The following is a 20,455-nucleotide window of genomic DNA, read 5'->3' on the forward strand; positions in this document are numbered from 1 at the left end:
CTAGGTCTGAGCCAAACATCAGATACAAAAAAACGAGCCCATTGGCTCGTTTTTTTATTTATACGTTGGTTTAAGCGGTTTTACCGATAAAGCCTAGCTTCTTACCTACCCAAGCGAGTAGCAGCATCGCGACAATAATCGCAAAGAAGTTTGAACCTGCATCAGGGTGTTGTGCTTTCACAAAAGCCGAGTGGCCAAATGCACCTACAAAGAAACAAGCTAAACCCACTAATGGAATATCTTCAGATACTGGATTCGTTAGGTATTCTTGGTAAAGCGCTTGTACAGCCAAAACTAAAGCAATCAGCGGGAAAATAGAGAAGCCCACTTCGCTCATTGTTACCCAAGATAACAGTGCATCACCACACACACCTGCAACAACAGCAAGTACGAGTGTCTTTCTTTCAGAACCACGGTTTACAGTATTATTTTCATTCGACATTATTCAATCCCGCCTTTTAATCGGTTACGTTCACGTTCTTTACGATACCAAAAAGCCCCTTTGGCCATCATTCGCAATTGCATGATCAAGCGATCAGCCAATTCATCTCGCTGACGTCGATCTAAATCTAATGCTTCTGCCCCTGAGTTGAAGACCAAAATGACAGAGGCTTCAGCTTGAGTAAAAGCTTCATCTCGTGTCATGCCAGTCGTTATTAAATATTCGGTTAACTCAGCAGAGAAGTGCTGTATCTCACGAGCTACCGCAGCACGAAACTCAAATGAAGTTCCTGAGCGCTCTCGTAATAACAGTCTGAATACGTTTGGACTGCTTTCAATGAATTCCATAAAGGTTTCAACCGATGTGCGAATCACACTGCCTTCTTTTACTATGCGTTGCCTAGCTTGTCGCATTAACTGGCGCAATAGTAAGCCACCTTCATCAACCATGGTTAAGCCAAGCTCATCCATGTCTTTGAAGTGACGATAAAAGGAAGTCGGTGCTATTCCAGCCTCACGAGCGACTTCTCTCAAGCTTAGATTGGAAAAACTACGATCAGCACTGAGTTGGCTAAATGCCGCATCGATTAAGCTACGACGAGTTTTTTCTTTTTGCTGTGCGCGAATGCCCATTGGTTTCATACTTTATCAACATCTTCTTTTACAGCCTAAACAGGCATGTCTAATACTCTCTTCAATATAACGCGAATCACTTATTTATATAAGGCACTCTGGTTATATAAGACACTCAACATACCTCTTTGTTCACGTACCGAAGTAAATACGTTCGAAGAAAAAATTTCAATCTCCACACTGTCATTTGGAGACATACGACATACCAAATATTATTTTTTCGATAACACTGCGTGATCCCACCGACTCTCTGATGCCCTTTTCATGTACCCAAGAACAGAATCAGTTAAAATCTCGCTAAAGCAATGTTAATCAAATATAACAAGGAAGATATCTATGCCACACTCCAACCACTTTGATGTAATCGTAATTGGTAGTGGCCCCGGAGGCGAAGGGGCAGCGATGGGATTAACCAAAGCCGGGTTGAACGTTGCAATCATTGAGAAAGAGAGCAGCGTTGGTGGTGGTTGTACTCACTGGGGAACCATTCCTTCAAAAGCACTGCGTCATGCCGTGAGTCGTATTATTGAATTCAACAGCAACCCGCTGTTTTGTCAGAACAACAAAAGCATTCACTCAACCTTCTCCAACATACTGGGTCATGCTAAATCAGTCATCGATAAGCAAACTCGACTGCGCCAAGGTTTCTACGATCGCAACCAATGTACACTGGTATTTGGTACCGCTCGTTTTATTGATACCAACACTATTTCTGTTTTACAAAGCGATGGTACTGAAGAGCATTACAGTGCAGACAAGTTTGTTATCGCGACAGGCTCTCGCCCTTACCAGCCAGACAACGTCGACTTCCTACACGAACGTATCTACGACAGCGATTCTATTCTTTCTCTTAAACACGACCCTCAGCACATCATCATTTATGGTGCTGGCGTTATCGGTTGTGAGTACGCGTCGATCTTCCGTGGTTTAGGCGTGAAAACCGATCTCATCAATACTCGAGACCGCTTACTGTCATTCCTAGACAATGAAACCTCAGATGCGCTTTCTTACCACTTCTGGAACAGTGGCGTCGTAATTCGTAACGATGAAACCTTTGAGAAAATTGAAGGCACTGATGACGGTGTCATCATTCACCTAGAGTCAGGTAAGAAAATGCGTGCTGATTGCCTACTGTATGCCAATGGCCGAACAGGTAACACAGACAAGCTGAATCTTGGTGCTGTAGGGCTAGAATCGGATTCACGTGGTCAAGTGTCGGTTAACAGCAATTACCAAACCAGTATCAGCCACGTTTATGCCGTGGGTGATGTGATTGGCTACCCTAGCTTGGCAAGTGCTGCCTATGACCAAGGTCGTTTCGTGGCTCAAGCAATAGTGAAAGGCGAAGCGGAAGGCCATCTGATTGAAGACATTCCAACGGGCATCTACACAATTCCGGAGATCAGCTCTGTGGGTAAAACAGAGCAAGAGCTTACTGCTGCGAAGGTTCCTTACGAAGTTGGACGCTCTTCATTCAAACACCTCGCTCGTGCACAAATCGCGGGTAAAGATATTGGTAGTTTGAAAATCCTATTCCACCGTGAAACCAAAGAGATTTTAGGTATCCACGTGTTTGGAGAGCGTGCTGCTGAGATCATCCACATCGGTCAGGCAATCATGGAACAGAAAGGCGAAGCAAATACCATCGAGTACTTTGTGAATACGACCTTCAACTATCCAACAATGGCTGAAGCTTATCGCGTCGCAGCGCTTAACGGACTTAACCGTTTATTCTAAACAAAGAACCAACAGGACTATTTGACCACCTGTAGGCCAAATACATAAACAGCAAGCCATGAGCTTGCTGTTTTTATTTAAGCCACTGAATTATATAGCTATGATAGTATTTAGATCATGATGTCCTAAGTACCCTGTTACCTGCACAGCTTCTCTTTTCCGCTCACTGAACTAATCTACCTAAGCTATCTAAGTAAGCTAAGCGAGAAACTCTCCTTTCTTCCATTGAGAAACAAATAAAACACCAAGACCAATCCCACGCATCGCCATAAAGCTCAACATTGCTAGCCACAACGCATGGTTTTCTAAACCTGATGCTAAGTAGAAAATTGCAAAGAAACTGCAGGTGGCCACAAACATACTGTTACGCATATCTTTGCCTTTGGTCGCACCCACGAAGATACCGTCCAGCAAGAAGCACCACATAGAAACGAGTGGCATCGCAATCAACCACGGTAAATAAACTTCAGCTTGAGTCTTAACTTCTGGGATTGTGGTGATCATATTAATCAAACTAGACCCAGCAATCGCGAACACTATGGTCAGTACCAAACAAATATTGAAACTCCAAAAGAAAGTACCTATCAACGACTGATTGAGCTCAACTTTATCTTTCGCACCGATCGCTTTACCGACCATGGCTTCCATTGCGTAGGCAAAACCATCCATCCCATAAGAGATGATCATCAAGAAACTCATCAGTACCGCATTGGCTGCCACCACATCATCACCAAAGCTTGCGCCCTGGAAAGTCATAAAAGTAAAAGTGGCCTGCAGACATAAGGAACGCAGAAAGATATCGCGATTCAATTTCACAAAACGGCTCAAGCCTTGGCTGGTTTTCTTAAGCAGATCCCAAGGTGATGGCAGTTGCCTCTTCATCCAGATTCGATACACACAAATTAAGCCAAACGTTAGACCCGCATAATCCGCAATCACCGATGCCAACGCAGCGCCTTCAACTTGCCAACCGAAGCCAATCACAAATACGATATCTAAAACAATGTTGGTGATATTAGTAATGATCACCATCCACATAGGTGCTTTGGCATTTTGGGTTCCGAGTAACCAACCTAACAGCACAAAGTTAGTCAACGCAGCAGGCGCACTCCATGCTCGGATGGAGAAATATTGCTGACCATAGTGTTTCACTTGGTCACTGGCACTGCTCAGAGAGAAAACCGCATCCGCAACGAAGCTGTGCAATAGCAAAAAGACACCAGCAAACCCTAAGGCCATGGTCACGCCTTGCACAAAGACTAAGCCAAGTTGCTTGCCATCGTTCGCCCCGTAAGATTGCGCGGCCAGCCCGGTCGTCGACATTCGTAGGAAACCAAGTAACCAAAAAGTCACGCTGATCATAGTGCCACCCAAGGCCACACCACCTAAATACCAAGAATGCTCTAAGTGACCGATAACCGCAGCGTCGACTAAACCCAGTAGAGGAACCGTAATATTGGAAAGAACCATCGGGATCGCGAGCAAAAGCACTTTTTTGTGCATCGCTTGATTGAATAGAATTTGAAAAATAGTTTGGGGATTAAATAGCTTCACGATCACCTCTTTGATTAGAGGCGATAGTTTAACCTAGTGAGTGTGCTTTCACTATGTTGTGTACTTTATGTCTTGGTTAGCTTTTCCCAAGCTATCTGTTGATAGAAGAAGCTAGCATTACCATTTAACCAGTACTAATTGAGGAGTTAAACGCTTTTTAAACTGAGAAATCTTACACAACAATCGCTGCCACAACTTCCAACGATTACATTGCTGTTCTAAAGGTGAAAACGATTTAACCCATTGCGCCCACGGCAACCAGTTAAGGACGCTGTCTATTGGTGAAGACAACCCGTGAGCATACTCACCAGATCCTAGCTTCTGCCCCAACGTACTTGAACTTTTATCTCCGGCCAATACTAAGCAGGCGTGGGCGTGAGTAAAATAACGACTGAGAGATTGAATAAAATGTGCCGTCTGCTGTTCATTGCAATCAAGCAGAGCGTGTTCACACACCACCATTACTGAGGCCTGCTCTGGGATGTTCAGTTCATCGAGCCACGTCAGATCATCAACCGAGCCACATTCCAAACGATAGCGTTCATTTTTGTGGAACAAGCGTTGGCGCCAAACTAAGTTCTCTGTGACATCCAATTCAACCCAATGACAACGACCATTATCTAAACGATAGAAACGCGTATCAAGCCCGGCTCCAACATTAATGATCCAAGCATCTGGGTTATGAGATAAAAACTGCTGTACCTGAGAATCGCAAAGCTGAGTCAATGTTGCGTAGAGAAGCTGTTGTTGGTCGAGTTCACCAGTAAGACATTCAGGCGCTAGCTGGCAACGCTTACAGGCTTGAGCTGCAATAGGATCATAAACTAGGCCATCATCGGCAAGACTTTCGCGGCTGCGAAACCAAAGATGTTGGACGAGGTTGGTCGGAACTTGGAATTCTTGATGTGCAGACCTTTGATCAGAAGAAGTCTTTTGATCAGAGGAGCGCAGCTTACGAACAAGCGGCTTCATTTGAGGTTTGGTTGGGTTTGGCATCATCATCTTCCTTGTATCTCGACAAAGAAGATGATAATGAATATCAATTACAATAACAAGTTATTGAGAATAAATATCAATAAGCTGCTTGTAATGACTACATCCAGTCCGTGTTACGAATAATACCAACCGCAAGCCCTTCAATAGACAAGTGTTGGGATTCTAGGTCCACGTGAATTGGAGAAAACTCTTCATTTTCAGCATGCAACAGAACGGTAGAACCTTTGCGTTCTAGGCGTTTTACCGTTACATCATCATCGACACGAGCAACGACAACTTGTCCATCACGCACGTCTTGTGTTTTATGCACGGCCAGTAAATCGCCATCCATAATACCGATGTCTTTCATACTTTCGCCATTTACGCGAAGTAAGAAGTCAGCTTGTGGCTTAAACATACCTGGGTCAACTTGGTAATGCATTTCTACATGCTCTTGAGCCAAAATAGGCTCGCCAGCGGCAACCTGACCGATTAATGGTAAACCTTGCTCTTCGTTCGCTGCATCTTCAAGCAAAATACGAATACCGCGAGACGCACCCGGGATAATCTCAATCGCTTCTTTACGAGCAAGAGCTTTCAAATGTTCTTCTGCAGCATTAGCAGAACGGAAGCCTAGTTCGCGTGCAATTTCTGCGCGTGTCGGTGGCATACCGAAATCGTCAATCTTACTTTTGATAAGATCGAAAACTTGTTGTTGGCGGGGCGTTAACGGCTTCATGATTCACCTGTCTTTTTATACAGTTGACTGTGAGTATATCCAGTAACCGAACAAAAGCAAAGCAATTGGTTGTTTTTAGTTCATTTTTCAAAAATCACAAAAATAAAATGTCTAGCCAAACATAACCCGCTAAGCCTAAACAGACAAAAACCGCAGCAGAACCGGCATCTTTAGCCATGCCCGCGAGTTCATGATGTTCACTGCCAATCCGATCTACGACCGCTTCAATCGCTGTATTAATCAACTCGACCACGACCACTAATACAACGGCAGCAATCATTAAGATGCGCTCTACCTGGCTCACATCTAAGTAGAACGCCAGTGGGATTAACACCGCTGCCATAAATACTTCTTGGCGAAAAGCCGCCTCGTTTTTAAATGAGCTAGTGATGCCTTGCCATGAAAAGCCCGCTGCTTTCACTATGCGTTTGAATCCGGTGTTTGATTTTTTGCTCATTTTTAACCCTATACTCAATCAGTCGATGAATGATTTTAAACAAACTTAACGGCAATATGACTATTTCCATTAAAAGGTTAGACCAGTTTCTGGTATTCTTGCATCGATTAAATTTACGCCTAGGCTTATCCCTATTTCACTCACAGGATTTATCCTTTCATCATAGAAATAGAGATACGCTTAAGCACATTGAAATAACTATTGAGGCAGTGAACCTATATGTCTTCTGGACAATCTTTTTCACGTTCATTAATGAAGCTACCTTTATCCGTTTTGGTAAAGGGCACATCAATACCTTCGAATCCGGTTGAGGATTTGAACATTGATTTAGGCAAACCGATTGTATACGCCTTACCATTTCGCTCAAGTGTCGACCTGCTTACGCTGCAAAAGCACGCGCTGGAATTGGGCTTACCCGATCCTTTTAGCAAGCTTGAAATAAACGGCAAATCACTGCAACGCTTCGTGTTCATATCTTCACGCAAAACATTGCTGCAAGATGATGACTATGTTCCAAGCTCTTCAATTGAAGTTTTCTCTGAGCTGCTTTCACTGCATGCTGAAGACTCAGAGCTTGATGTTCAAGTTATCCCAGCAACCGTCTTGTGGGGACGTAAACCAGGTAAAGAGAATAACCAGAAACCTTACCTACAAGCAATGAACGGCTTAGAAAAGTCAAAAGCCGTATTACTGGCTGGTCGTGACTGTTTGGTTCGCTTTAGCCCGGTTGTCTCTCTACGCTACATGGCCAACTCACACGGCACCGATAGCACTATCGCGCACAAGCTTGCTCGCGTGGCACGCATTCACTTCTCTCGTCAAAAGCTTGCAGCATCAGGTCCTAACCTGCCAAGCCGCCAAGCACTGTTCGACCGCCTGTTAAAATCAGAAGCAATCAAGAAGGCGATAGAAGACGAAGCTGAAGCAAAAAATATTTCCATAGAGAAAGCGAGCAAAGAAGCTCAGGACATCATGGATGAGATCGCAGCTAACTTCTCTTACTCGTTAATTAAACGTGGTGAGAAAATTCTTGGTTGGTTGTGGAATAAGTTGTACCAAGGTCTGCATATTAGCAACGCTTCAACGGTTCGTAAGCTAGCTCAAGACGGCCACGAAATTGTTTACGTGCCTTGTCACCGCAGCCACATGGATTACTTACTGCTTTCTTATGTTCTTTATCATGAAGGCATGGTGCCTCCGCACATCGCTGCGGGTATCAACCTCAACTTCTTCCCTGCCGGTCCTATTTTCCGTCACGGTGGTGCGTTCTTTATTCGTCGTAGCTTCAAAGGCAACAAACTGTACTCTACGATTTTCCGTGAATACCTAGCCGAACTGTTCGCTAAAGGTTACTCAGTTGAGTACTTCAGTGAAGGTGGTCGCTCTCGTACGGGTCGTCTACTGCAAGCGAAAACGGGCATGCTAGCGATGACCATTCAAGCAATGCTGCGTGGTATGAACCGTCCTGTAACTTTGGTTCCTGTGTACATCGGTTATGAACACGTAATGGAAGTAGCTACTTATGCCAAAGAGCTGCGTGGTAAGCGCAAAGAGAAAGAGAATGCGAGCCTTGTGATTCGAACTCTGCGTAAGCTGCGCAACTTTGGTAAAGGTTATGTGAACTTCGGTGAGCCGATCCAACTTAACCAATACCTGAACGAGCACGCACCGGAGTGGACTAAAGACATCGATCCAATGGGCACCAGCAAACCACAATGGATGAACCCTGTGGTTAACGATCTGGCGACTAAGATGATGACGCACATTAACGATGCAGCAGCAACCAATGCACTGACACTCTGTGCGACCGCGCTACTTGCATCTCGACAGCGCGCATTGTCTCGTGATTCTCTGGTTTCTCAAATCAACTGCTACCTATCTCTGCTTAAGAACGTTCCTTACTCGGATACATTCACAGTGCCTAAAGACAGCGCTGAAGATCTGGTAAAACACGCAGAGTCATTGAACAAGTTCTTGATTGAATCAGACACGATGGGCGACATCATTTCACTTGATCGTCACCAATCCATTCTGATGACTTACTACCGTAATAACATCATCCACTTGTTTGCGCTGCCATCATTGATTGCTCAGATGACAATTCGCCAACGTGGGATCTCAATCGCGAATATTCAGAAGAATGTCGCTGCGATCTACCCGTTCTTGAAGAAAGAGCTGTTCTTAAGCTATGACGAAGATCAGCTTGAAGATGTGGTTGCGAACATCATTAATGAACTAGTCAGCCAAGGCATGATTGTCGTTTCTGACGGTGAAGTAACGATCAACCAATCAAATAGCCAAGCACTGATGCTGTTAGGTCGTACGATTTCAGAGACTTTACAACGTTACTCAATTGCGCTGAATCTATTGGCAGAGAACCCTGATCTTGATAAATCTGATCTTGAGCAAAAGAGCCAAGACATCGCGCAACGACTGGGGCGTTTGCATGGTATCAATGCTCCAGAGTTCTTCGACAAAGGTGTATTCGCATCGATGTTTGCGACACTGAAACAGCAGCAATATCTTGATAACGATGGTAACTGTGATTTAGAAAAGACTCAGCAGTTCGCTAAGCTTCTTTACTCGATGCTTTACCCAGAAGTCCGTCTGACTATTCAAGAGAGTATTCACCAAGCAGAGTAATCTCTTAGTATACAGTGAACCTCTGTTCAAGGCTTGATTGAACACGATCGAAAAAGGCACCCATTGGGTGCCTTTTTATTGGGAGCGGATTCAATGACCAAACTTACCAGAAGGTAATGAATAAGCCTGCTGTCACTGCCATCCCAACGTAGTTGTTGTTTAGGAAAGCTTGGAAACATAAGTCTCGGTCACGATGACGCATCAAATGTTGTTGATACACAAACAAGCTACCTGCCACCAACAATGCCCAATAGAAGGTATCACCCAACTGGTAATGCATGCCTAGCGCAATCAGCATCGCCAGTGTCACTAATTGTAAGAAGCCAACGATAAGCTTGTCGAAGCGGCCAAATAAAATAGCGGTCGATTTGATACCAATTTTAAGGTCGTCATCTCGATCCACCATCGCATATTGCGTGTCGTAGGCTATCGTCCAAAGCGCATTAATCACGAAAATAAACCACACTACATTTGGCAGTTCATTGGTTTGAGCAGCCCACGCCATTGGAATCGCCCAACTAAAAGCTAACCCAAGAAACAGTTGTGGAAGATGTGTAAAACGCTTCATGAAAGGATAGATAAAGGCTAAGCCAACACCGATAACAGAAAGCTTAATCGTCAGCAGGTTCATGGTTAACACCAATAAGAATGAAACCACCGCCAATACTAAGAAGAGCAATATCGCTTCTTTACTGGAAACTAAACCAGAAGGTAATGGGCGCTGCTTGGTGCGTTTTACATGACCATCGACTTTGCGATCGGCAAAGTCATTGATCACACAGCCCGCCGAACGCATCAACACGACGCCAAGTACGAAAACAACCAAGACATCAAAATCTGGCATGCCTTGCGCAGCAATAATCAGAGACCATAAGGTCGGCCAAAGGAGTAATAAGGTACCAATTGGGCGATTCATTCGCGTTAACTGCCAATACGCTTTCGCTTTGGTGGCCAGCATTTACACATTCTCCTTAGAGTAAATTGGGGCTGTGGGTAAAAACAACTCTGCCACAAGCATTGGCTTATGGTTCATCCATAATCGAGAGCGGCGTGCGAGCAATCGCTCATCGCCTGCAATAACCCAACCAACTTGCAGCGCATCTCGCTTCACGTTCTCAGCGCTGAAAACCGTTAAACCAAGCGGGACATTACCTTGTTGAGAAAGGTCAGAATGCTGATCGTCTAACGTGACTCTGGGAATTAAGGTACGACCTAGCACCCACGGGGTATCATCACCCTTTAAAATTACTTTACGCAGCAAGCAATCAAACGATGATAAAAGATGTTCCTCGTCAGGTTGGAGCATTGAGCGCTCGACAACTTGGTTATGAAGCAACTCAACAGATAAATGCTGACAGCACTCCCCTAACTTTCGGGAAAGAGAACCTTGCTCCATCAGCCACTCTTTGGTGGTTTCATTAGGAAAATCAAATGTTTCTGTACTTTGCCAATCTACATTCATTAACGAATTAAGATACAGCGATATTGGCTGATTCATACTAGTATTCAATAGGTGACTTTACACGTACAATAAAGCTTCAACTTTCGAACAAAATTAAAGCGTTCTTCGAATTGTAAACGTATTTAGATTTAGACCGCTTATTGTAACAAGACAAACGCGTTTCGAATATCGCGAATAAACTAAAGAAAAGTCACAAATATGCACAAACGTTATGTAGCCCAAATATTTCTTGCGATTACCCTACTCTTTTCAGCATCAAGTTTTGCAGAAGAAGAGTCTGGGCCTAAACTCGCCTACTTCACACTAGAGCCCGACCTCACAACCAATTTTTACACTAAAGGTAAAAATCTTGGCTATATTCAGGTACGCCTCGACATCATGGTAGCAAACAGTGATGACCTTGCGGCCATTGAGTATCACCAACCTTTGATTCGTGATGCGGTGATTGAATTACTTGGCAAGCAGAACGAAGAAACCATTAAATCGTTGTCTGGTCGTGAAGATTTAAGAAAAAGTCTAGTTGAGCACCTCAACAAGATTCTGCTTCCAGAAACAGGCAAAACCATCATTGCTGACTTACTGTTTACTAAATACCTCTACCAGTAACAGTCATTACCCATAGATTCCCAATAAAAAAGCGGCCAGTGGCCGCTTTTTGTTTTTATCGTTTCTCTACCAGTGAGAGAGCATCATTTAGCTTGTTGCTGAGTTCGGCGCTTTCATCGCATCAATCAAACCAATTATCACACCAGCTACTAAGCCAGCGAGATGCGCAGTATTGGCGATGGCCATGAACGGCTGCATATAACCCAAGACTAACCACACCAACATAAAGCCGACGATTTGTCTTGGGATGCCTAAGCCAAGCTGAGGTGCTTTTGCACCTACCACCCACAAGTAACCGACCAACGCATACACCACGCCAGAAAGACCACCAAAGTTCGCTCCCTCAACCCAGTATTGCCCAGCACCAGAAAGTGCAGAAGAGACAGCAAAGATCTGAAGCAACTTGAGGCCGCCTAACTTTTTCTCGATATCTCCGCCCAGTTGCCACCACCACAAGATATTGAATGCGATGTGCATAACAGAGAAATGCAAAACAGCGTGACTTAACCAGCGCCAAAGCTGCCATTGTTGTCCATCAACCGCAGGAAAATGTAAGGCGTTAAAGATTGCCTGACCAAAACCTATCTGCTGCAGAGCAAAAATCACCACACACACCAGCATGATACTCAGTGTCACAGGGCCAGCTTTGGCTTTTATCATGCCCATGAAGCTTGGTGTGTGGTAATGAAAGTTACTCTTTCTGGTCTCTGCCATGTCCCAAGACGCCGCTTGATAGCGCTTATGATTAGGTTCCGACAAGAAGCGATTGAGCTCAGCTTCGGTTTCAACCTGAAATTGGCTATCAAGAAGCCAAAGAGCAAAACGCCCTTCCCCCTCAGGAGACATCTGAATAGGGATCTGACGAGACGCCATATAATCAATAAATGCTTGAGCAAGACGTGGGTTGTCTAACACCATCAATCTAATCATTGTTACTTCCTATTCATGCTATGAGAGATGCTTGAAGCGAAAAGGTAATTAACCAGCAATCACAGGAAGTTCAGCACGGTGCCAAGCTTCGAAACCGCCATCTACACTATATACCTCTTCGAAACCTTGGTTCACTAAATATTGTGCTGCGCCTTGGCTACTGATGCCGTGATAGCACATCACCAAAATAGGCTGTTCAAACTCAACTTCATCCATGAACGACACCATCGTATCGTTCGTTAGGTGATAAGCGGTTTTAGAGTGAGCGACCGCAAAAGACTGCGGATCGCGGATATCGACAAGTCGAGCTTCACCTTGCTCTATAAGGGCTTGAGCACCTTTAACATCGATATGTTTAAACTGGTCCATGACTTTCTCTTTTATGCTGATTTACTTTGCTGCCATTGTAACCTATCCCAAGGCTAACAATCACATCCACTTAATAAGGTTATCCACCAGCGATCACTTTTACACCAATTGTGGATAAATCTGTGAATTGCGTGAATAAAGTGGTTTTTGGAAAATGGATCCACAACATATAGTAATGATCCTGATCTAGCTGTGGGTTACTTAAAACATATCCCCACACCAAAAACCCTTCCAAAGCCTTACTACACCCTGCTTTTAGACAGCTGACGAATAAACTTATCACAGAGTTATCCACAAAGTCACAATGCAAATATCGATCGCAAAAGTTGAGAATTCGATCCAAAACAAAAAGGCCGAGATCTCTCGATCTCGGCCTTTTCAAATTCTAATTTTTTATGGTGCTGTTAGTTTAGTGCTTAGAAGTCGCCAACGGCTTGTTTCAACTTCTTCATGGCATTCTTCTCTAACTGACGTACACGCTCAGCAGAGATGCTGTAGGTATCCGCTAAGTCTTGCAGGGTCGACTTGTTATCATCCAACCAACGTGAGCGCACAATGTGCTGACTGCGTTCGTCTAAGCTCTTCAGTGCGAGTCCTAGACGATTATTGGTATGAGATTCCCAGTTAGCCGCTTCAACCGTTTCTGCAACGTCTGACGCTTTGTCTTCTAAGTAGTAAACCGGAGCCGTGTAAGCAGAACCGCCTTCGTCGTCATCCATCGGAGCTTCAAAGGTTGCATCTTGTGCCGCTAAGCGAGATTCCATTTCACGAACTTCTGAAGGCTCTACGCCCAGTTCACGAGCAACAGTCTCAACTTCACCGTTATTGAACCAGCCTAGACGCTTCTTAGATTTACGCAGGTTAAAGAACAGTTTGCGCTGTGCTTTGGTTGTCGCAATCTTAACGATACGCCAGTTACGCAATACATATTCGTGAATCTCAGCTTTGATCCAGTGAACAGCAAAAGAAACCAGTCGAACACCCACTTCAGGGTTGAAGCGCTTCACCGCCTTCATTAGGCCGATGTTACCTTCTTGGACGAGATCAGCCATTGGCAGCCCGTAGCCAGAGTAGCCTCTTGCAACGTGCACCACGAATCTTAGGTGTGAAAGGATCAAACCTTTCGCAGCATCGATCTCACCTTTGTAATGTAATCGCTCTGCAAGTCCACGTTCCTCTTCAGGCGTCAGCATTGGGTAGCTGTTCGCTGATCGGATATAGCTATCTAAACTATCTTGTGTGACTAAAGCCATTTGATACGATTGGTTTGCCATTCGGTTCCTCATCAATCTCTGATCTGGAGTAATATATCTATTAAAACCCGACAATCTTGAACCTAAAATGAACAGGATTCAAGAAGGGGGAAGTAATTATGCATAATCAATTCGTCTATACAAGGTAAAAACTGATTAAAAAGTGCCTATTTATCGTCTAAATATGACTCTATTCAACTAAACAGGTTCAATTTCTTTTAGGTGGCGCTGTGCGGAAAGCTTCGCAGCCACACTGCCTAATAGGGTTCCAACGATCAAAAGCAGTAACGATTCATCCCAACTTAAGCCAATCAGTCTAAAGTGACTATCGTAAAGCTGAGCTAAATCATCAACCGCACTGTTAAGTAAAACAGTAATCAATGCCGTCATTACCCAAGCGCAAATCGCGCCCAACACGCCAAACCACATTCCAGAATATAGGTATGGGCGTAAGATGAAGCTATCGGTGGCACCAATCAGCTTCATGGTTTGAATCTCTTCTTTATGCGCCAACACATTAAATCGTAATGTATTGCCAATAATCAAAAACACAGCACCCAGCATAAGCACGGTTAATGTAATCACGATGACAGCCGCCAGTGCTTTGATCGCATCCAGCCTTGCAAGCCAATCTTCGTCTAAACGAACATCGGTCACGAGCTCTTGTTTCTTAACCTTGCTCGCCAATTCTTTGATTTGCGTGTCGTTGTGTACACTTGGCGTAATCACCAACACACCAGGCAACGAGTAATCATCTAAAATCGTCAGTGCGTCATCAAAACCAGAATACTTGCTCAAATCAGCAAGGCCTTGCTGTGGTGAAATGTATTCAACCAACTCAACTTGATCCCAGCCTTCTATTTCATCTTTCAGTACTATCACTCGAGGCTCAGGAATTCCATCCTCTACATAAGCACTGATTTGTGATGGGCTGGTGACGTCTTTCGCCACTTCTCCAACGTTTTTACCAAGTAGGTACAAACAGGCAGGCATCGCCAAGGCCATTGAGATAACAGCCAACGTCAGTAGATTACCGATTGGGCGTTGCCACATTTGCGAGAAAGACGACTTGGCTTGTTTCCAGTGAACAACAAAAAAGCCGTCACTGGCAGCGCGGCTCGCGGCTCGGTTGGATTGAGGTTTCTTGATGCGCTTATTAGCGGCCATAATCTTCAACCTCACTCAAAAAGCCTTGGTTTAATTCAAGATGACGGTATTGGGGGCGAGTGTTCACTAACCCGATATCGTGCGTCGCTAGGATGATCGTTACACCCGCGCGGTTAAACTCTTCAAACAAGCGCAGGACACGGTTCGACAATTCAGGATCTAGGTTACCGGTCGGCTCATCCGCTAAAAGCAGAGTTGGACGGTTAACCACAGCGCGAGCGATACCCACGCGTTGCTGTTCACCACCAGAAAGCTGGCTTGGCAAACAACGGGCTTTGTCTAGTAAGCCGGTTTTATCCAACGCAGCACTGACTCGGCGCTTTATTTCATTTTCAGAAATAGATTCAATACGCATAGGCAGTGCGACGTTATCAAAGATAGAGCGATCCATCAGCAGACGATGGTCTTGAAAGACAATCCCAATATTACGGCGTAAAAAGGGAATGTCTTTGGCTGGTATACGAGTGATATCGTGGTCGTTAAACCAAACGCGGCCATCCGTTGGGCGCTCAATGGCGCAAATCAACTTCAGCAAGGTACTTTTACCAGCACCGGAGTGCCCGCCTAAAAATGCCATCTCTCCACGTTTGAGATGAAAGTCCACTTTTTGGAGCGCCTGGCGTCCGCCTCGGTAGGCTTTACTCACTTGCTGAAATTTGATCACCGAAAATTCCTCTTACGATCACTCATATCAAACTTAAAACGGTAGCAGGTTAAGGATAAACCACTTTGCTACACGAGTTACTCTTCACGACTAAATAGTGCTTCAATAAAGTCTTTCGACTCAAATGGACGTAGGTCATCAATGCCTTCACCCACACCAATGTAACGAATTGGAATCTGGAACTGGTCAGCAATTGAGAAAATAACACCACCTTTCGCCGTACCATCTAGTTTAGTTAGCGTAATACCCGTTACCGGCGCTACTTCACTGAACAGTTTCGCTTGGCTAATCGCATTCTGACCAGTGCCTGCATCTAACGTAAGCATGATTTCGTGCGGTGCAGAGTCATCAATCTTCTTCATTACACGAACAATCTTGCGTAGCTCTTCCATCAAGTTGCTCTTGTTCTGCAAACGACCGGCAGTATCAGCAATCACGACATCAACACCACGCGCTTTAGCGGCTTCGATAGCATCGTAGATAACAGAAGCACTGTCTGCGCCAGTATGTTGAGCAATCACAGGAACGTCATTACGTTGTCCCCAAACTTGAAGTTGCTCTACAGCTGCTGCACGGAAGGTATCACCTGCTGCCAGCATCACTTTTTTGCCTTCGCCTTGGAATTGCTTCGCCAGCTTACCGATAGTGGTCGTCTTACCCACACCGTTCACACCAACCATCAAAATAACGTAAGGCGTTTTCGTTGTATCAACCACAAGAGGCTGTTCAACTTGGCTTAGGATTTCTGCCATCTCTTCTTTGAGCAGACCATATAGAGCTTCACCATCTTTTAGGTCATTGCGAGATGCTTTTTCTGTCAGGTTTTCAATGATCTTAACGGTAGTATTCATACCCACGTCAGCGATCAGAAGTTGCTCTTCTAGTTCTTCAAACAGATCTTCATCGATTTGTTTACCCTTGAACAAGCCAAAGAAGCCAGCACCGATATTCGCTTTAGTGCGACTTAGGCTGCGCTTAAGACGCGCAAAAAAGCTTTCTGTTGGCTTTTCTTGAACTTCTTCAATCTTAGCTTGAGGAACAACAACCTCTTCCTGTTCTGCTTCTGCTTCTGCTTCTGCTTCTGCTTCTGCTAGGACAGGCTGATGCTCTTCTTGAGTCTCTTCAAGCGCTTGATCTGATTCAGCAAGCTCAGATTCAACTGACTGAATTTCAGTTGGCTTAGCTACTTCAGCTTCAGCCTCGACTTGTGATTCAACTTCAGTTTGCTCTTCAACGTTTTCTACGTCCGCTTCATTCTGAGTTTTTGGGCTTTGTTCTTCTTCACCAAAACCAAGCCACGATAATAATCCGCGCTTCTTTTTTTCCGTCATCAGAGGAGTTTCCTAGATCTACTAATTAACTGCATTGACTTAATGCACGTCGACTCTTTGCTATTGTTATACAATACAAGCTTGTACAAACGAATAGTAAAGAAAAATGACAAAGCAGTGATAAGTTTGCTTTTAGCTTGATACACTTTGTCATTGCAAATTTATTTAATACCCGAACCCAACTAAATTGGGCTCGGTATAGTATCACTTTATTAGCGGTCAAAAAATCTATGGTAAGACGTCGCCAGCAAAACACATCACAAAAAAAGCCATCCGGAGGCTTTGTTCGAATTATTAGTGGCTCATGGAGAGGTAGAAAACTGCCTGTTCATGATTTAGAAGGCTTACGCCCGACCATTGATCGAGTAAAAGAGACTCTTTTTAACTGGGTAGCACAAGATATCCCACACTCGACCTGCTTGGATGTATTTGCTGGTTCTGGTGGTCTAGGTTTTGAAGCGGCTTCTCGCCAAGCAAAATTAGTGACGCTACTAGAAATGAATCAGAAGGCCGCTAAACAGCTTGCTGATAATGCAAAAGAGCTCAAAGCAGACAACATCAACGTGGTAAACACCGATGCGATCTCTTTCCTCAAAAAGCCGGGTACTCCTTACGATATGGTCTTTCTTGATCCTCCATTTCGTAAAGGCTTATTAACTGAAACTGTGGAGCTTCTTGAGAGCAATGGCTGGCTTGCCGACAATGCCATCATTTACGTTGAGACAGAAAAAGAATTACAACTCGAAGCAATGCCAGAGAACTGGGAATTGCACCGCGATAAGACTACGGGGCAGTCGAGCTACCGTCTGTTTAATCGAACCACTGAAGAATAGGAGTTATTGAATGAAGTTCTTGCTTCCATTAGCCAAAACGGCCATCGCCTTTGTTTGGTTTATCTTAATCGCAAATATTTTCTACCCATTCCCAGGCAATGCTGCGATTGCGCTTTATATCATGACAGCATTCTTGTTCTTCATGCACGGCTTGCAGATGCTGATCTTTATCGGTGCTTTCGGCGATAAGATCGAAATGTCACGTTGGGAAAAGTGGTCAATATTGATTTTCGGAGTCTTTGCCCTTCTCGATATCCGACGCAAACACATGATGTAATCGAGCTAGAGCCCAGATATACAAGCTTCAGTACACAGTACTCGATGCAGAAAGCCTAGTTACGAGAAAGATAAATACAAAAACGCCGCTCATTTGAGCGGCGTTTTTTATTGTTCGAGAAGAAATTGAACGATAAGAAAATGCTAAGACATGTAGCTTTTCACACCATCTAAGAACATTTGAGTCGACAGCATAACCAACAGTAAGCCCATTAGACGCTCTATCGCCTTCAAGCCTCTCTCACCAAGAATACGCAAGAAGAAACCATTAAACATAAGAATGAAGAAGGTTACGCCCCATGCCAGTAAAACCGACAGAGACAACTCAAACATCTGGTCTGGGTTTTGAGTCGCCAAAAGAATCAGCGCAGCGATAACCGATGGGCCCGCAATCATAGGAATGGCCATCGGCACGATAAACGGCTCTTCACCCGCGGCTAGGCCTGTGATGCTGCCTGCACTTGGGAAGATCATCTTAATAGCAATAATAAACAGAATGATACCGCCAGAAATACTCAGAGTTTCAGGTTGAACGTGCAAGAAGTTCATGATGCTTTGGCCAGCAAACAAGAACAGCAACAAGATAACGAGTGCAAACATCAGTTCACGAACGAGAACAATACGACGACGCTTAGGATCGATATGCTTAAGGATTGAGAGCACGATTGGCAGGTTGCCAAGCGGGTCCATAATAAGAAACAGCATGGTTGCTGCAGATAAAATTTCCATAAGTTTGTCTCGAAAAGCGTAAGTGCGCGGAGTATAGCAGCCTCAACATTGATTTTCGAACGCAGCAATAAACGAGTTAACTTATGCTATTTAGAAGGGAATTTAACGAGAGCAAATAGGAAGGTAATTTAAAGAGTGGAACCGAAAAGATAGCATCCACTCTTCTTATCTATAAAAGCCAAAAGGCTCTAAAAACCAAATCATTGGTAATTAGTGGTTACACACACGTTCGCGATTGGTGCAAAGCTTATCATCGACAACCACAACCTTTTCCATCTTCAGGAAAAACTTAAGCAGGCCATCCAAATCTAAACCATTTAGCTTACAAGTATGGAAACGAGCTTCTGCGCCATACGTTTGAGCGAGTTCTTGTGTTAGCTCTTCGCGAGTCAGTGGCTTCTCACTAAGCAGGTTTAAAACGTTGTGTGCGTGAATTTCAGTCGTCATAACTCTATCTCAATATTTAATCAATCAAACGTAGAGTACCGATTTTCAGCAACCCTGCCTTGATGTAGCTCAGAGTTGAGAGTGCTCTATCCTAAATGGTTAGAGATGCCACGATAAGAGCGTGAGCTAGGAAGTAACTGCCCGTTACCCAAAGATAAGCGCCCTTGATTGGACTACGATAGCAATTGAGAGCATACGCCAGTGCAGAAAGCAGCAGCACGCTACAGCCAGCAAAACCAACCGCGTGTGATAGCTGAGGCTCAAGCAACCAAACCTCACCAGAGGCCCAAGCCAGCTGGATAAGCACAATGCCCATAATGACCACGGGAAAAACCAATCTATCTAAGCGCGGAAGAAGTAAGAAGAAAGCGACAACGCAGGCAGCCAACAATAATGCAAACAACCACCAAACCATCTCACCTGAGAGTTGTAGCCAAAATGCCTTGCTATAACAGAGTTGAGCCAATAAAAAACAGACAAAATGAAGCGGTCGTTTTTGAGTCACCGTATGCAGAACGTCAGCCACAGCCGAGATAGCTAAGCCAGCGACAATCCAATAAGTATATTCAGCAACGATCGATTGAGTTAACGCCACTACCGCCAACAAAACAAAGGTAAACACCTTGTACACTAAGGCCTGACCGATATGTCCATGTTTCGTCCCTGATATCGCTCCGATACCAGATAAAGAAACCGCTAACCAACTCCACATACCCATTGCCCTATTGCTTTAAAACGTCGCCAGTCTAGGCACACGAGTGTTGATGTAAAGCCTAAGCCCCTCAAAATTGGATCTTGATTACGCTTCCACTAAAAAGAGTCCCTTTCAGTTAAAGCCATGACAATTACGCGGAGATAGCAGTGATTCGTTTAAAACTAAAGCGATTCGCCGTAAAACACCTTTAAAATGGCGTTACACGACTCAGCTTTCAATTTTAGACACTTCTCGATCATTGAAATCCCAATAAACCACTAAATACCGCCAAAAACCACGACTAAAAGTTAAAAACAAGCTCACCAAAAAACATTAAAAACAAACACTTAAATACAAAAAACCAGAGTTAACTAGCGAATAAAAACGCCAGACGACTCTAGGTTTGTAAAGTGAGAAACTTGTTTTCCTCATACCTAGAATTGTCAGAATTTCCCAAGCCTCGTGTCAAAACAACCACCAAAACTGAGCTAAAAATCCAGAAACAAAACCAAATC

General features: G+C 44.3%; 22 protein-coding genes. 5 read left to right on the forward strand and 17 right to left on the reverse strand.

Annotated elements, in window-relative coordinates; genetic code table 11:
- Nucleotides 1-70: 70 nt before the first annotated feature.
- On the reverse strand, nt 71-442 hold the full coding sequence (locus QUF19_RS16300; RefSeq protein WP_004736696.1) for a YijD family membrane protein: 372 nt from the start codon (nt 440-442) through the stop codon (nt 71-73).
- Nucleotides 442-1,083 (reverse strand): HTH-type transcriptional repressor FabR, encoded by a 642-nt coding sequence (fabR, locus tag QUF19_RS16305; protein ID WP_004736697.1) that lies wholly within the window; start codon nt 1,081-1,083, stop codon nt 442-444. The genes QUF19_RS16300 and fabR overlap by 1 nt, the downstream gene beginning before the upstream one ends.
- A gap of 327 nt (nt 1,084-1,410) precedes the next feature.
- On the opposite strand from fabR, the gene sthA reads away from it, so the two are divergent.
- Complete coding sequence (gene sthA, locus QUF19_RS16310) at nt 1,411-2,811, forward strand: Si-specific NAD(P)(+) transhydrogenase (RefSeq protein WP_132970084.1); 1,401 nt, start codon at nt 1,411-1,413, stop codon at nt 2,809-2,811.
- Between the two features lie 198 nt (nt 2,812-3,009).
- Here sthA and dinF read toward each other — a convergent pair whose 3' ends face one another.
- From dinF to QUF19_RS16330, 4 genes are all read right to left on the reverse strand, one after another.
- Nucleotides 3,010-4,365: an MATE family efflux transporter DinF gene (gene dinF / locus QUF19_RS16315; protein WP_286295040.1), complete on the reverse strand. Its 1,356-nt coding sequence runs from the start codon at nt 4,363-4,365 to the stop codon at nt 3,010-3,012.
- Nucleotides 4,366-4,482: 117 nt separating this feature from the next.
- Nucleotides 4,483-5,361: a class I SAM-dependent methyltransferase gene (locus tag QUF19_RS16320; RefSeq protein ID WP_286295042.1), complete on the reverse strand. Its 879-nt coding sequence runs from the start codon at nt 5,359-5,361 to the stop codon at nt 4,483-4,485.
- 97 nt (nt 5,362-5,458) lie between these two features.
- Nucleotides 5,459-6,079: a transcriptional repressor LexA gene (gene lexA, locus QUF19_RS16325; protein WP_017104719.1), complete on the reverse strand. Its 621-nt coding sequence runs from the start codon at nt 6,077-6,079 to the stop codon at nt 5,459-5,461.
- A 94-nt stretch (nt 6,080-6,173) separates the two neighbouring features.
- On the reverse strand, nt 6,174-6,536 hold the full coding sequence (locus tag QUF19_RS16330; RefSeq protein ID WP_029223652.1) for a diacylglycerol kinase: 363 nt from the start codon (nt 6,534-6,536) through the stop codon (nt 6,174-6,176).
- 219 nt (nt 6,537-6,755) lie between these two features.
- On the opposite strand from QUF19_RS16330, the gene plsB reads away from it, so the two are divergent.
- On the forward strand, nt 6,756-9,179 hold the full coding sequence (gene plsB, locus QUF19_RS16335) for a glycerol-3-phosphate 1-O-acyltransferase PlsB (RefSeq protein WP_286295046.1): 2,424 nt from the start codon (nt 6,756-6,758) through the stop codon (nt 9,177-9,179).
- A 103-nt stretch (nt 9,180-9,282) separates the two neighbouring features.
- Here plsB and ubiA read toward each other — a convergent pair whose 3' ends face one another.
- Together ubiA and QUF19_RS16345 are read right to left on the reverse strand one after the other, a co-directional pair.
- Nucleotides 9,283-10,137, reverse strand: coding sequence for a 4-hydroxybenzoate octaprenyltransferase (gene ubiA / locus QUF19_RS16340; RefSeq protein WP_286295047.1), 855 nt, complete (start codon nt 10,135-10,137; stop codon nt 9,283-9,285).
- Entirely contained in the window at nt 10,138-10,677 is a 540-nt protein-coding gene (locus QUF19_RS16345) for a chorismate lyase (protein ID WP_192889574.1), read from the reverse strand.
- Nucleotides 10,678-10,839: 162 nt separating this feature from the next.
- Here QUF19_RS16345 and QUF19_RS16350 point away from each other — a divergent pair, with 162 nt between their 5' ends.
- Nucleotides 10,840-11,247: a flagellar basal body-associated protein FliL gene (locus QUF19_RS16350; RefSeq protein ID WP_286295049.1), complete on the forward strand. Its 408-nt coding sequence runs from the start codon at nt 10,840-10,842 to the stop codon at nt 11,245-11,247.
- An 87-nt stretch (nt 11,248-11,334) separates the two neighbouring features.
- Here QUF19_RS16350 and glpG read toward each other — a convergent pair whose 3' ends face one another.
- The 6 genes from glpG to ftsY form a co-directional block, all read right to left on the reverse strand.
- Entirely contained in the window at nt 11,335-12,177 is an 843-nt protein-coding gene (gene glpG, locus QUF19_RS16355) for a rhomboid family intramembrane serine protease GlpG (protein WP_286295050.1), read from the reverse strand.
- Nucleotides 12,178-12,225: 48 nt separating this feature from the next.
- Nucleotides 12,226-12,546 (reverse strand): thiosulfate sulfurtransferase GlpE, encoded by a 321-nt coding sequence (gene glpE / locus QUF19_RS16360; protein ID WP_004736711.1) that lies wholly within the window; start codon nt 12,544-12,546, stop codon nt 12,226-12,228.
- A 416-nt stretch (nt 12,547-12,962) separates the two neighbouring features.
- On the reverse strand, nt 12,963-13,820 hold the full coding sequence (rpoH, locus tag QUF19_RS16365) for an RNA polymerase sigma factor RpoH (protein WP_029223651.1): 858 nt from the start codon (nt 13,818-13,820) through the stop codon (nt 12,963-12,965).
- A gap of 177 nt (nt 13,821-13,997) precedes the next feature.
- Complete coding sequence (ftsX, locus tag QUF19_RS16370; RefSeq protein WP_286295055.1) at nt 13,998-14,966, reverse strand: permease-like cell division protein FtsX; 969 nt, start codon at nt 14,964-14,966, stop codon at nt 13,998-14,000.
- Nucleotides 14,956-15,630 carry a cell division ATP-binding protein FtsE gene (gene ftsE, locus QUF19_RS16375; RefSeq protein ID WP_004740528.1) on the reverse strand — a complete coding sequence of 225 codons (675 nt, stop codon included), beginning with the start codon at nt 15,628-15,630 and terminating at the stop codon, nt 14,956-14,958. The genes ftsX and ftsE overlap by 11 nt, the downstream gene beginning before the upstream one ends.
- 77 nt (nt 15,631-15,707) lie before the next feature.
- Complete coding sequence (gene ftsY, locus QUF19_RS16380; RefSeq protein WP_286295062.1) at nt 15,708-16,961, reverse strand: signal recognition particle-docking protein FtsY; 1,254 nt, start codon at nt 16,959-16,961, stop codon at nt 15,708-15,710.
- A gap of 230 nt (nt 16,962-17,191) precedes the next feature.
- On the opposite strand from ftsY, the gene rsmD reads away from it, so the two are divergent.
- Together rsmD and QUF19_RS16390 are read left to right on the forward strand one after the other, a co-directional pair.
- On the forward strand, nt 17,192-17,794 hold the full coding sequence (rsmD, locus tag QUF19_RS16385) for a 16S rRNA (guanine(966)-N(2))-methyltransferase RsmD (protein ID WP_286295063.1): 603 nt from the start codon (nt 17,192-17,194) through the stop codon (nt 17,792-17,794).
- Nucleotides 17,795-17,804: 10 nt separating this feature from the next.
- Nucleotides 17,805-18,071, forward strand: a complete 267-nt coding sequence (locus QUF19_RS16390; protein ID WP_176680587.1) for a DUF1145 domain-containing protein — start codon at nt 17,805-17,807, stop codon at nt 18,069-18,071.
- A gap of 143 nt (nt 18,072-18,214) precedes the next feature.
- Here the strand turns inward: QUF19_RS16390 and QUF19_RS16395 are convergent, their stop codons facing one another.
- The 3 genes from QUF19_RS16395 to QUF19_RS16405 all read right to left on the reverse strand — a co-directional run bounded on the left by QUF19_RS16395 (nt 18,215) and on the right by QUF19_RS16405 (nt 19,958).
- On the reverse strand, nt 18,215-18,799 hold the full coding sequence (locus QUF19_RS16395) for a YhgN family NAAT transporter (RefSeq protein WP_029223649.1): 585 nt from the start codon (nt 18,797-18,799) through the stop codon (nt 18,215-18,217).
- Nucleotides 18,800-19,009: 210 nt separating this feature from the next.
- Nucleotides 19,010-19,246: a YecH family metal-binding protein gene (locus QUF19_RS16400; protein WP_017079825.1), complete on the reverse strand. Its 237-nt coding sequence runs from the start codon at nt 19,244-19,246 to the stop codon at nt 19,010-19,012.
- Nucleotides 19,247-19,337: 91 nt separating this feature from the next.
- A complete protein-coding gene (locus QUF19_RS16405) occupies nt 19,338-19,958 on the reverse strand; it encodes a lysoplasmalogenase (RefSeq protein ID WP_286298913.1) in 621 nt (206 codons plus the stop codon).
- Nucleotides 19,959-20,455: the final 497 nt, after the last annotated feature.

Source organism: Vibrio sp. FE10 (genome assembly GCF_030297155.1).
Classification (GTDB): domain Bacteria; phylum Pseudomonadota; class Gammaproteobacteria; order Enterobacterales; family Vibrionaceae; genus Vibrio; species Vibrio apostichopi.